Annotated in this window: 12 protein-coding genes; all 12 read left to right on the forward strand. The window is 34.0% G+C overall.

The window, feature by feature from the left end:
- Window positions 1-8: 8 nt before the first annotated feature.
- The 12 genes from CIGNP109_RS03025 (at window position 9) to CIGNP109_RS03080 (ending at window position 12,733) form a co-directional block, all read left to right on the forward strand.
- Window positions 9-347 (forward strand): DUF6394 family protein, encoded by a 339-nt coding sequence (locus CIGNP109_RS03025; RefSeq protein WP_086226273.1) that lies wholly within the window; start codon window positions 9-11, stop codon window positions 345-347.
- Window positions 348-356: 9 nt separating this feature from the next.
- A complete protein-coding gene (gene leuS / locus CIGNP109_RS03030) occupies window positions 357-2,789 on the forward strand; it encodes a leucine--tRNA ligase (protein WP_086228154.1) in 2,433 nt (810 codons plus the stop codon).
- A gap of 1 nt (window position 2,790) precedes the next feature.
- Window positions 2,791-3,330, forward strand: a complete 540-nt coding sequence (gene lptE / locus CIGNP109_RS03035; protein ID WP_086228155.1) for an LPS assembly lipoprotein LptE — start codon at window positions 2,791-2,793, stop codon at window positions 3,328-3,330.
- Window positions 3,311-4,840 (forward strand): diguanylate cyclase domain-containing protein, encoded by a 1,530-nt coding sequence (locus tag CIGNP109_RS03040; RefSeq protein WP_086228156.1) that lies wholly within the window; start codon window positions 3,311-3,313, stop codon window positions 4,838-4,840. Before lptE ends, CIGNP109_RS03040 begins: the two co-directional genes overlap by 20 nt.
- Window positions 4,840-6,009: a Mur ligase family protein gene (locus CIGNP109_RS03045; RefSeq protein WP_086228157.1), complete on the forward strand. Its 1,170-nt coding sequence runs from the start codon at window positions 4,840-4,842 to the stop codon at window positions 6,007-6,009. The genes CIGNP109_RS03040 and CIGNP109_RS03045 overlap by 1 nt, the downstream gene beginning before the upstream one ends.
- Window positions 5,999-6,892, forward strand: a complete 894-nt coding sequence (locus tag CIGNP109_RS03050; protein WP_086228158.1) for a M23 family metallopeptidase — start codon at window positions 5,999-6,001, stop codon at window positions 6,890-6,892. The genes CIGNP109_RS03045 and CIGNP109_RS03050 overlap by 11 nt, the downstream gene beginning before the upstream one ends.
- A complete protein-coding gene (locus tag CIGNP109_RS03055) occupies window positions 6,841-7,260 on the forward strand; it encodes a bactofilin family protein (protein ID WP_086224802.1) in 420 nt (139 codons plus the stop codon). The genes CIGNP109_RS03050 and CIGNP109_RS03055 overlap by 52 nt, the downstream gene beginning before the upstream one ends.
- The gene (locus CIGNP109_RS03060; RefSeq protein ID WP_086228159.1) at window positions 7,241-10,189 is read left to right on the forward strand and encodes a DEAD/DEAH box helicase; all 2,949 of its coding nucleotides are present in this window, start codon (window positions 7,241-7,243) and stop codon (window positions 10,187-10,189) included. The genes CIGNP109_RS03055 and CIGNP109_RS03060 overlap by 20 nt, the downstream gene beginning before the upstream one ends.
- Window positions 10,186-10,824 carry a putative metalloprotease CJM1_0395 family protein gene (locus tag CIGNP109_RS03065; protein ID WP_086228160.1) on the forward strand — a complete coding sequence of 213 codons (639 nt, stop codon included), beginning with the start codon at window positions 10,186-10,188 and terminating at the stop codon, window positions 10,822-10,824. The genes CIGNP109_RS03060 and CIGNP109_RS03065 overlap by 4 nt, the downstream gene beginning before the upstream one ends.
- Window positions 10,824-11,573 carry a DUF815 domain-containing protein gene (locus tag CIGNP109_RS03070; protein ID WP_086228161.1) on the forward strand — a complete coding sequence of 250 codons (750 nt, stop codon included), beginning with the start codon at window positions 10,824-10,826 and terminating at the stop codon, window positions 11,571-11,573. Before CIGNP109_RS03065 ends, CIGNP109_RS03070 begins: the two co-directional genes overlap by 1 nt.
- On the forward strand, window positions 11,560-12,228 hold the full coding sequence (locus CIGNP109_RS03075) for a 3-methyladenine DNA glycosylase (protein ID WP_236847544.1): 669 nt from the start codon (window positions 11,560-11,562) through the stop codon (window positions 12,226-12,228). The genes CIGNP109_RS03070 and CIGNP109_RS03075 overlap by 14 nt, the downstream gene beginning before the upstream one ends.
- Before the next feature lie 100 nt (window positions 12,229-12,328).
- A complete protein-coding gene (locus tag CIGNP109_RS03080; RefSeq protein ID WP_086224797.1) occupies window positions 12,329-12,733 on the forward strand; it encodes a YgiW/YdeI family stress tolerance OB fold protein in 405 nt (134 codons plus the stop codon).
- The last annotated feature ends 52 nt before the right edge of the window (window positions 12,734-12,785 follow it).

The following is a 12,785-nucleotide window of genomic DNA, read 5'->3' on the forward strand; positions in this document are numbered from 1 at the left end:
GAGTTTATATGGATTGGGGTAAGGTTATATTTACATTTTTTGCACTTATGAGCTTGACTACTACGGCTGGGTTTTTATTTGAAGATAGTGCTGTGGCTCTGTTTATCGCTGCTAGTATAAATTTGATCTCAACTCTATTGAAAGTAGGAGTAAGAAATTTGCTCGCAGCGGAGCTTTTTGCTAGTTCATTGGTGGCTGATTTACACCTAATTCCTGCTTTTGTATTGCTAATAACTGGCTATAGCCAAAGTATGGTATATACGCTAGTTATAGGTGCGATTTTGGCAAATATATTTTCTATTATTTTGATATTGATAGAAGCGTATAAAACTAGAGATGAATTTTAAGGATAGATAATGCAATATGTAGCTAAAGATATAGAGTATAAATGGCAAACTGCTTGGAGAGATAGCGGTTATAGCGAGCCAAAAGATGATTATAGCTTGCCTAAAAAATATATTTTATCTATGTTTCCATATCCTAGCGGCAGACTTCACATGGGGCATGTGCGAAACTACGCTATAGGTGATGCCTTGTCTAGGTATTATAGAAATATGGGGTTTAATGTCCTTCAACCAATGGGTTTTGATAGCTTTGGTATGCCAGCAGAAAATGCCGCTATAAAGCATAAAATTCATCCTAAAAAATGGACATATGAAAATATAGAATATATGATAAAAGAGCTTGATACCTTGGGGTTAAGCTTTTCTAAAAATCGCTTATTAGCTACTAGTGATCCACTCTATACAAGATGGGAGCAAGAGTTTTTCATAAAAATGTATGAAAAAGGCTTGGTATATCGCAAATCTGCTGTGGTAAATTGGTGTGAAAATGACCAAACAGTTTTGGCAAATGAGCAAGTAGAAGATGGCAAATGCTGGAGATGTGGCCACGATGTAATCCAAAAAGAGATGCCAGGATATTATCTTAAAATCACAGATTATGCTAATGAGCTTTTGGAGTGTTTAAAAGATTTAGATGGCAAATGGCCAAATCAAGTTATAACTATGCAAGAAAATTGGATAGGTAAAAGCAGTGGGCTTGAGTTTGAATTTAAGCTTGATGATCGTAGCAAGGAGATTACTAGTGAAGATGGATTTATGGTCTTTACTACTAGGGCTGATACTATTTATGGGGTTAGCTATTGTGCTTTAGCGCCAGAGCATAGCCTTACAAAAAAGATTTTAAATAGTGATAATACCCCAAAAGAGATAAAAGATAAGATCAAATTTATGCTAAATCAAAGTCCAAAAGAGCGCCAAATAGCCGATAAAGATGGGGTCTATCTAGGCATTAATGCTATCCATCCGATAACCAAAGAGCTAGTGCCGATATGGTGTGCGAATTTCGTCTTAGCTGAGTATGGTCATGGGGCTTTGATGGCGGTGCCTGCTCATGATGAGAGGGATTATGAGTTTGCTATTAAATTTAACCTACCTATTAAAAAGATAATAGAGTGCGATGAGTTGCCATATACTCAAAAGAGTGGCAAGCATATAAATTCAGATATGATAAATAATATGGATTATAATGAGGCTAGTAAAACTATCATAAATTACTTTGAAAATAGCAGTAGCGGTAAAGAGGTTACAAACTACAAATTAAGAGATTGGGGTATCTCTAGACAGAGATATTGGGGTGCGCCGATCCCTATAGTGCATTGTGATAAATGCGGAGTTGTGTGCGAGAGTATTGAGAATTTGCCTGTTTTATTGCCTGAAGATGTGAGTATCACAGGTGAGGGAAATCCGCTAGACAAGCATCCAAATTTCAAAAAATGTAAATGCCCTAAATGCGGTGGTGAAGCTAAAAGAGAAACCGATACTATGGATACATTTTTTGAAAGTAGCTGGTATTTTGCTAGATATGCAAGTGATGAGAAAACTTGGGAAAAAGTAGCCTTTGATAAAAAAAGTGTTGATTATTGGATGAGTGTAGATCAATATATCGGTGGGATAGAACACGCTATACTTCATCTTTTATATGCTAGATTTTTTCAAAAAGTTTTAAGAGATCTTGGCTATTTGCGTGATAGTGAGCCTTTTGCTAGTTTATTAACTCAAGGTATGGTCTTAAAAGATGGCGCTAAAATGAGTAAAAGCAAGGGAAATACGGTTGATCCAGATGAGATTATAGATAGATATGGTGCTGATACCGCAAGGCTATTTATACTTTTTGCAGCCCCACCGCAAAAGGAGCTTGAGTGGAATGATAGCGCTGTTGAGGGTGCTTTTAAGTTTATAAATAGGCTTTGTGATAGAAGTGTAAATGCCTATAAAACAGAGCAAATCCCATCTATAAATCACTCAAATTTAAACAAAGATGAGAAATACGCAAGACTAAAAGTCTATGAAGCACTTAAAAAATCAAGCGAGGTTTTTGAGAGTAGCTTTACATTTAATACCTTAATAGCTGCTTGTATGGAGGCTCTAAATGCCCTAAATGCTCAACAAAACAAAGATATATGGACGGAGGGGTATTATATAATTTTAAGTTTGCTTGAGCCTATTATCCCGCATGTATCTTGGGAGCTTAGTAGTGAGTTATTTGGGCTTAAAAATCTTAGAAAAATCGAGCTTAAAAGCGAAGTTTTTGAGAGTGATACTATAAATTTAGCTATCACTATAAATGGCAAAAGACGAGCCGAGATAGAGATAGATAAGAGTTTAAGCGACCAAGAGATTATAAATCAAGCCAAAATCGCTGCATCTAAGTGGATTGGCTCAGCTGAGATTATAAAAGAAATTTATGTGCCAAATAAGCTTGTAAATATAGTTATAAAGGGATAGAGTGAGATTAATTGCCATTTTATTGCTAGCGTTTTTTATCGCAGGTTGTGGCTACAAACCATCTAGCGTGGCAGCTAGAGATGCTATAGGCAGCAGCGTTTGGGTTGATGTGATAATTAGTAAAACTGATCCTGAGAGTACTGTGGCTATAAAAGATGGTATAAAATCAGCAATGCTTAGACGCTTAGGTGTAAATTTAGTAGATAAAAATGAGGCTGATAGCATAATAATAGCTTCTATTAAATCGCTTACATTTTCAGCTATATCATATGATCAATTTGGATATGCTACAGCATATAAAGCAAATTTAGTAATGGAATATAGATTAAAGCAAAAAGATGGCTCAATAAAGAGTATTTTAACTAGCGGAGATTATGATTTTAGAGTTACAAAGCGACTAAATGATAGAAGATTTACCGATAGTGTTATTAGCGATAATGAGAGATTTGATGCTATTACAAATGCATCTTTGCAGTGTTTTGACGAGTTTGTAAGTAAGTTAGCTATGCAAGGTCTTTTAGATGGCAAGCCTAATCTCTGAGGTTATCAAAGATGTATTTAAGGAGGCGAGTGATAAGAATATTATTCTAACTCCAGATAACTATCATGAGTTATTTTGTGCGGCTGCAGCTAGGCGAGGGCTGAGTGCAAATGAGTGCAAGAGACTTGAAGGCTATATTGCTCGCTTAGATAAGAGTTATCAAGATGAGATAAAAAAGATAAATGTAAAAAGCATTGATGAGCTTTTTGCTTTTATCTGTTTTAGATTAAATCGTGCTAATCTAAATGATATAGCTAAAATCAGTCAAGCCCAGACAATGCTTTTAAAACGAGTGTTGCATGCTATAAATTTAATGCACAATAATAAGGCTAAAGAACTAGCTAATTCAAGCTATTCTATGCTAGATGGAACAATTAATGTTGAGAATTTAAATTTAATCAGAGACCGATGGTTTGAGTTTGTTAGCCATTTTGATACTAATTACATCAAGCGACTTGAAAAATATGGAATCAAACAAAGTGATGATATAGAAACCATAATTTCTAAAATTGAGAAATTTAAATATAAAACTAAAGAGAAAAATTTAGAATATCTATCTTACTGCGAGTTATTAATTGCTGCTCTTGTACCATCTATTGCGCCTGGTGCAGATGATGATATAGCTAGAGTAAGTGAGCATTTAAGATCTAATCCTGCTTTATTAACTAGTCAAGCTATGGAAGAAGATATTAAAAAATGTATTTTAAAGCGTGTAAGATTAGACCAAAATGAGATAAAACAAAAAATTAGCGCCTTAGATGAGATTTTAAACAATTTAAATAAACAAATTCAAGATTTTGCTAATACTCTTTTAGATAATGGCAGCAGTCTTGATGGTGCGATTTTTGAGATAAATAGCATAACTAGCTATGATGAATATAATGCTATTAGACAAAAACTACAAAATACATCAAATTCACTTCGTAGTGAAATTTCGGCTATGGGGTTAAAGCTTAGCGATGATAGCAAGATAATTAATGGATTAAAAGAGCGTATAAAAGAGCTTGAAGAGATGATGGAGCAAAGTAAGACCGATGAGCTAACAGGAGTTAATAATAAAAATAGCTTTGAGATAGAACTTGCTAATATCGAAGAGGCTAGAGTAAAGTATGGTGTTGATTATAGCATTGTAGCTATTGGGATAAATTTACTAGATGAAATCAAGGCAAAATATGGAGCAAATGCCAAAGATGCAATTTTATCTACAATGGCTAAAATCGTACAAAATCGTTGTGTAAATGGAGAGTTTATAGCTAGAACAAATACGGATGAGTTTGTGATTTTGGTAGGTAATTTAGATAAAAATGCTACTAATAGCTTAGCTGAAATTATGATAAATGATATTAGTGGGTGTAAATTTAGATATAAAGATGAGCACATAATAGTAAGTGCAAGTTGTGGAATTGCTACACGCTCAGAGTGCAATAGCCAAAATGAGATGCTACAAAGGGTAAATTTAGGGTTGCAAACAGCTAAAAATGAGGGGATAAATTGTATACGAGCACTTTGATGGATTATGAAGCATTTTTAAATAAAAAACCATTATATTATGATGAGATTGATTATACTAGATTTCCTAGGATATTTAATTTAGTTAAATTACACTTAAATTTACCACCTATAATCCATATAGTAGGCACAAATGGCAAGGGAAGTACAGGTAGATTTTTAGCTCAAATTTTAGCTGGAGCTGGTAAAAAAGTTGGACATTATACTAGTCCGCATATTTTTGATTTTAGTGAGAGATTTTATAGTAGTTTTGAAGAAATTGATAAATTTAGATTAAATTTAGCTCACAATAGACTTTTAGAGATTTTTAGTTTACTTAATAATACTAGTGAAATAGTAGAGAGTTTAAGCTACTTTGAGTGGGCAACATTGATGGCTGGGGTAATTTTTGATGGGTATGATTTTTTAATTTTAGAGGCTGGAATGGGCGGTGAATATGATGCGACAAATGCCTTTGATAAGTCTCTTAGTATATTTACCCCTATTGGTCTAGATCACATTGATATGCTTGGTAGTACGATAGAAGAAATTGCTAAAACTAAACTTAATTCAATGCAAAATCAAGCATTAATTAGTAGTGAGTTTGCCTGTATGGAGTTAGCAAATCAAATTGCTAAGCAAAAAAGTGTAAGATTAATAAAGCAAAGTGAAATTTATGCTAAAGAGATTCAAAATTATGCTATTAAATTTAATTTACCAGAATTTTTAAGAGCAAATTTAAGTTTAGCAGTAAATGCAGCCAATATTTTAAATATAGAGAATTTAGCCCAAATCATATCAAATTTAGGCGCCTTAACTTTGCGTGGCAGATGTGAAAAAATAAAGCCAAATCTTATAATTGATGTTGGACATAACGCTCACGCTGCTAAGGCTATAGCTCAAAATTTGCAAAATATAGGTTGGAGAGAGATAAATTTAATATATAATGCCTTTGATGATAAGGATATCTTTGGCGTTTTATTAAGCTTAAAGCCTTTTATTGGTAAAATCCATATCTATAATTATAAAAGCTATAGTAGAAAATTAGCTACACATAAGATAACTCAAATTGCCAAAGATCTTGGTATTACATGTTGCGAGTTTACAAATTTAGATGAAAATGAGAAATATTTAGTCTTTGGTTCATTTATGTTAGTAGAAAACTTCATTAAGGAAGAGATTGAAAGATAAGATTGTTGTTACTATAACTGATGTCAATGGCTCTAGAAATTATTTATTAAGCCAGGTTTTAAAGAGAATTTTTATATATGTTGTTGCGGTTTTATTGCTTATTTTTGTTCTTGGTGGGCTATATATGGGATATTTGCAAGATGAGACAAATGTTCTAAGAGAGACTAAAGAGGAGCTAATAAGTAGTAGTAAAAATTTAAATATAGAGTATGAAAATATAAAACAAAAGCTTTCAACCAAAGAAGAGGAGTTGATGGCTATAGAAGATAAAATTTCATTTTTAGAAGAGCAAATCGGGTTAAATGATGACTCAAATATTACTACAATTGATGATAGATTAGAGCAGATTAAGCTTACTGTTGAGCAACAAAATATAATATTTTCAATGATTCCAAATGGCAAGGTAATAGAAGATGGCGGTATTACGGCAGCATTTGGTTGGCGAACTCATCCAGTGTTAGGGCATAAGCATCTTCACCAAGGAATTGACCTTAGAGCACCAATTGGAACTCCAGTGTATGCTCCAGCAGATGGAGTGGTACAAGTGGCGGGATTTAATGTAGTTGGTGGATATGGATATTTAGTAGTTTTAGAGCATAATTTTGGCTTTAAGACTAGATTTGCCCATCTATCTAGAAAAGATGTGGTAAAAGAGGGACAGTTTGTTAAAAAGGGCGATCTAATAGGCTATAGTGGAAATACTGGTATAAGTACAGGTCCGCATCTGCACTATGAGATAAGATTTGTACAGCGGCCACTTGACCCGATAAATTTTATCAATTGGAGTCGAAAAAACTATGAAGAAATATTTGAAAAGGAGAAGCGAGTAACATGGCAGTCTTTGGTAAAGGCAGTAGCAAATTTAACTCTGAAACAACCATAATATCAGAAGGCGCATATATAAAAGGCGAGTTAGCCTGCGGTTCAGTTTTATATATTGAAGGTCATGTAGATGGTATGATAAAATCAAATAACACAGTAGTAATTGGTAAAAATGGTAAGGTTACAGGAATAATATCAGCTAATAAAATTGTAGTAAATGGTATTTTTGAAGGCAATGTAGATGCAGATTCAGTGGAGATTTTAAGTGGTGGATTTGTGTTAGGTGATATTTGTTCAGGTAGCTTTAGCATAGAAAATGGTGGTAAATTTGATGGTAAAAGCTCTCTTAAAAAGTCAAATTCAATGCAATCGCTAGAGAATTTTGAGATAATTGACACAGAGGAAAGTGGTGCAAGCAAAGATATATGAGTTTTTTAAAGCTCATAGGGATAAATTTAAAATATTAATAGTAAGCGACGATAAGAGCGCTTCTAAGGCTTACGCAGCAGCGACTTATGCTGGGCGTGAGTGTTTTGTTTTGCCTGATTTTAGAGCTAAAAGAGGCGATGATTTACGGGCGTTTAATAGTGAGCTTTTAGATATTAGTAAAGCTTTAAGCAGCTTTTGGCAAAGTTCTAATTCAAATAAACTTTTAATAACTCCATTTCGAACAATCCTACATAAATTACCAAGCGCTAATCAATTAAGAGTAAAAAATATAAATTTTGCCGATACAATTGATTTAAATAGTTTTAAAAACGAAATGCTAGCTTATGGATATACTTTTGTTGATATTGTCGAAAGTAGGGGAGAGATTAGGATTAGCGGAGATATTATTGATATTTATAGCGTAGCTGATGAGTGGCCGTGTAGAATTTTGCTTGATATTAATCTAGTTGAGAGTATTCGTAGGTTTGACCCAGCTACGCAAAAAAGTATAAAAGATGAACAAAGCATCACTATTACTCCATATGTGGCTGCGCTTGATCAGACTGAATTTAAAAATGCATTAAAGAGTGCTGAGCATATAGAGTCAAATTCTCTTACGCATGATCTAAATTCATTTGGATTTTGGGTAATTGATGGATTTATAAATTATTTAGAACAGTTTGAGGCTGTGCGTGATGGAGATATAGATTTTGATGAGTGCGAGATGGATATAAGCGCTCTTGAGGCGGTAACAATCTTGCCTTTAGCAAAATCATATAGGCCATTTGAAGGCAAGATAAATAATGAACTAATTAATTTTCACAAAGATAAAAAAATAGATATTTTAAGCTCTAATGAGAGTGCTTTTAGAGCATTGGGGCTTGATATTAATTTAAATTTAAATTTTATTCAAAGTGACTTAATACTAAATCTAATAAGCAAAGATGAGTTAATAATTAGCCTAAATCAGCCTATTTCACGTCAAAAAAGACGCAAGGCTAGTATTGTTTTAGATGAGTTAAAGATTGGAGATTTTGTCGTTCATAGCGAGTATGGAATTGGTAAATTTGCTGGTCTGGAGTTAATAAGAGTGCTTGGTAGTAGCAAAGAATTTGTTGTTTTAACTTATCAAAATGATGATAGATTGCTTTTACCAACAGAGCATCTTGATATGATAGATAGATACATCGCTGGAAGTGGAGCAGTAGTTAACCTAGATAAGCTTGGCAAGGCTAGTTTTGCAAAGCTTAAGCAAAAAGTCAAAGAAAAACTCTTTATCATTGCTAGCAAAATTATTGCTTTAGCAGCAAAGCGTGAGTTAATCGAAGGTGTTAAAATAGAAGCCAATACAGCTGAATTTGCTAAATTTCAAATGGAAGCAGGCTTTTGCTACACTAGTGACCAAGATAGAGCTATAAATAGCATTTTAAGTCATTTAAAAAGCGGTAAGGTTATGGATATGCTCTTAAGCGGCGATGTCGGTTTTGGTAAAACTGAAGTGGCGATGAATGCGATATTTGCCTGTGTTAAGAGTGGATTTCAAGCGCTATTTTTTGTGCCTACTACCTTACTTTGTGCTCAGCACTACAAAAGTTTACAAGAGAGACTAAGTAAATTTGATATTGATGTAAGACGACTAGATAGATTTAGTAGCACAAAAGATAAATCACGCTTGCAAGCTGATTTGCAAGATGGCAAACCACTTGTAGCAATTGGAACGCATGCTTTGCTTAGTGTACAAAGTGCAAATTTAGGACTTATAATAATCGATGAAGAGCATAAATTTGGCGTAAAGCAAAAAGAGAAACTAAAGGAATTTAGCGAGCATTCTCATCTATTATCAATGTCAGCAACCCCAATTCCAAGAAGCTTAAATATGGCACTTAGCTCTATTAAAAGCTATGCTACTCTTACCACGCCACCGCTTGATAGATTAGATGTTCGCACCTTTGTTAAGCAGTGGGATAGAAGCTTGATTAAAGAAGCAATTATGCGTGAAATTCGCCGTGCTGGGCAAATTTTTTATCTTCATAATAAAATTGCTGATATGCCTAGTATTGAACGTGAGCTAAAGCAGATTGTGCCGACTTTAAAAATTTTAACTCTTCATAGTAAAATTGATGCTAAAACTAGCGAAGATGAGATGATTAAATTTGCTAATGGTGAGTATGACTTGCTTCTTTGTACTAGTATTGTAGAAAGTGGAATTCACTTGCCAAATGCAAATACTATAATAATAGATGAAGCTAATAAATTTGGTATTGCAGATTTGCATCAGCTACGTGGTAGAGTTGGTAGGGGTGCTAAGCAGGGATTTTGCTACTTTTTGGTGGAAGATAGACAGAGTTTAAGCGATGAAGCGATTAAACGACTTGTAGCACTAGAATCAAATTCATTCTTAGGCAGTGGCGCCTTATTAGCTTATCATGATTTAGAAATTAGAGGTGGAGGAAATCTAATTGGTGAGGCACAAAGTGGCCATATAGAAGCTATTGGTTACTCTTTATATCTTAAAATGCTTGAAGATGAGATAAATTTACTTTTAAATAAAGATAACAAAAACGATACTCAAGTCGATATAAAACTAAGCGTAAATGCATTTTTAAATAGTGAATTAATTGCTGAAGATAGGCTACGACTTGAACTTTATAGACGACTTAGTAAATGTACTGAGGTAAGCGAAGTTTATGAGATTGGTGGTGAGATTGAGGATAGATTTGGTAAGCTTGATGTTTATACTAAGCAATTTTTAGATATTATTGCTATTAAAATTATGGCCGCTAAACAAGAATTTAAACATATTAGTAACTATGAACAAAATATAACATTAACCAAAATTGCTGGAACAAAAGTTGCTTTGAAATCGCCAAGCAAAGATGATGACGATGTCTTGGCTGAAATTTTGAGCTATTTAAGGAAAAATAGATGATGATTTCAAGTGTTTCATACTACCAGCCAAATTATATGGTAGATAATCAACAAGCTGATGCAAAAACAGGTGATCAAGAGAGCCATAAGCACAACAATCAAACTCAAGCAGAGTTAAAAAAGAGATATAAACATGAGCTAAGTCAAGAGCAAAAACTTCAAGTAATAGAACTTCAAAAGCGAGATATAGAGGTTCGCAATCATGAAGCAGCTCACATGTCAGCAGGAGCTGGACTAACTACTGGGGCTAGTTATAGCTACCAAAGAGGCCCAGATAATAAGATGTATGCTATAGGTGGCGAGGTTGGCATAGATACATCACCAGGCAAAACTCCAGAAGAGACATTAAAAAAGGCCGCCCAAATCAAAAGAGCAGCCCTAGCACCAGCCCAGCCAAGCTCAGCTGATCTTCAAGTAGCAGCAACAGCTACAAATATGGAGATTGATGCTAAGATTGAAATTCAAAATGAATTACTAAAAGAGCAAAAGCAAGATAAGCAAAATGATGATAAAACTCAAAGTAATAAGAATCAATCTGAGCAAAACGAGTCAAATTTAATTCAACATATTTATCAAAATAAAAATAATCCATATGCGCAATATGATTATAGCTCTAGAGTAATAGGATTATTTTAATGAAAATAAAATGGAGAAATACCTATGCAGCACTCGTGCGAGATGGCAAGTTAAGACCGGTTAGAGATATTGCTAAAATTGAACTTGATAGTTTTGTAAATTTGCAAAGTCAAATAGAACAGCTTGAGCTTAATACAATTAAATTTATTGAGCACGGAGTGATAAATCATGCGCTTTTGTGGGGCGAGAGAGGCTGTGGAAAGTCTAGTTTAGTGCGTGGAATATTTTGTAAATTTATGAATAAAAACCTGCGTTTAATCGAGATAAGTGCTAGAGAGTTAAAAAGTTTGCATAAAATTCTTGATAAAATAAGAGATAAGAAAAAGTATAAATTTATAATTTTTTGTGATGATTTTGGATTTGAAAATGGGGATAAGGCTCTAATTGAGCTTAAAAGCCTCTTAGAAGGCTCGATTGAATCTCCGCCAAGTAATGCAATATTTTATGCTACAAGCAATTTAAAGCACTTAGTAAGAAGCCGCCCAAATAGCGACAATTATATCGTCGAAAAAGAAAATAGTAGAGAAAATTTAAGCCTAGCTGATAGATTTGGATTGCACATTAGCTTTTATGAGCTTAGCGTAGATGAGTATATGGATATTGTTTATAATCTTTTTAAAGGGTGTGATATAGATAAAAATCGCCTAAAAACTCAAGCGCTTGCTTTTGCAGCTAGTAAGGGTGTAAGAAGCGCAAGAAATGCTAAGCAATTTTGGCAAAGTATAAAGGATGATATTGAGAAGTGTTGAGCTATTTTTGGCACTTGATGGGGTTTGCGAGTTTGACTTTGAGTTAAATAGACATTGGTGGCCAGATTATGGGAGCTTTTGGGTTATAGTGGGTGCGATTTTGACTCAAAATGCTAAGTGGTCAAGTGTGGAAAAATCTTTAGCCAATTTAAGAGATTATGGGGTTAAAGAGCTATCAGATATCGCAAATTTAGATATCGAAGTTTTAAGCGAACTTATCAAGCCAAGTGGATTTTATAATACCAAAGCCAAAAGGCTTAGTATGCTTTGTAATAAAATTATAGATAAATTTGGTAATTTTGATGAGTTTGCTAGTAGCGTTAGCTTTGAGTGGCTTATAGCACAAAAGGGCTTGGGACTTGAGAGCGTTTATTCTATTTTGTGCTTTGGTTGTGGGCGTGATGTGATGGTCGTAGATAGCTATACTAATAGAATTTTAAGCGCTTTAGGATATGAATTTGAAAGCTATGAAGAGGCTAGGGAGTGGCTAGAGAGTATCGATAGAGATGAGATTTATAAAGCAATTGGTGATATAGGCGACAATGAGCTTTTTTGTCGTTATCATGGGGTTATTGTGGAATTTTGTAAAAGCCATTTAAAAGGGGCTAAATTTGATGATTTTGCTTTGAGTTTATTTAGTGAGATTGCTATTTAGATAGCGTTTAAATCAATTTCTATCTTTATAATTAAAATTCACAATAGCTTAACAAATATCATATATAATTACGCTGTATTAATTATTAAAAGGAATTAAGATGAAAAAACTCAGTTTAATAGCTATTTTAGCTTTAACAATTAGCGCAAACGCAGCAGGTTTTACAGGCGGTGCTAGCCAATCAAATACTTCAGGCTTTACAGGTGGTCAAGCACCGATGAATCAAGGCGGATTTTTAGGTCCTAGATATGGGGTAAATAGCGTCAAAGCGGCCCTTAGTGCGTGGGATGATACCTGGGTTGAGATAAAAGGCAAAATCATCTCTCAAGTAGGCCACGAAAAATATAAATTTAGCGATGGTAAAGATACTATTATTATAGAGATTGATGATGATGATTGGGGTGGAGTTAGTGTTGGGCCTGATGAGCTTATCACGATATATGGCGAAGTTGATGGCAACGCTCTTAAAGCAAATGAGATTGATGTAAAAAGAATTACTAAATAAGACTTTAAGTTAGTCTAAATTTAATAAAAAAACTTCAAAAACCGCCAAAGTT

This window comes from Campylobacter sp. P0109 (assembly GCF_002138755.1).
In the GTDB taxonomy this organism is placed as follows: domain Bacteria; phylum Campylobacterota; class Campylobacteria; order Campylobacterales; family Campylobacteraceae; genus Campylobacter; species Campylobacter devanensis.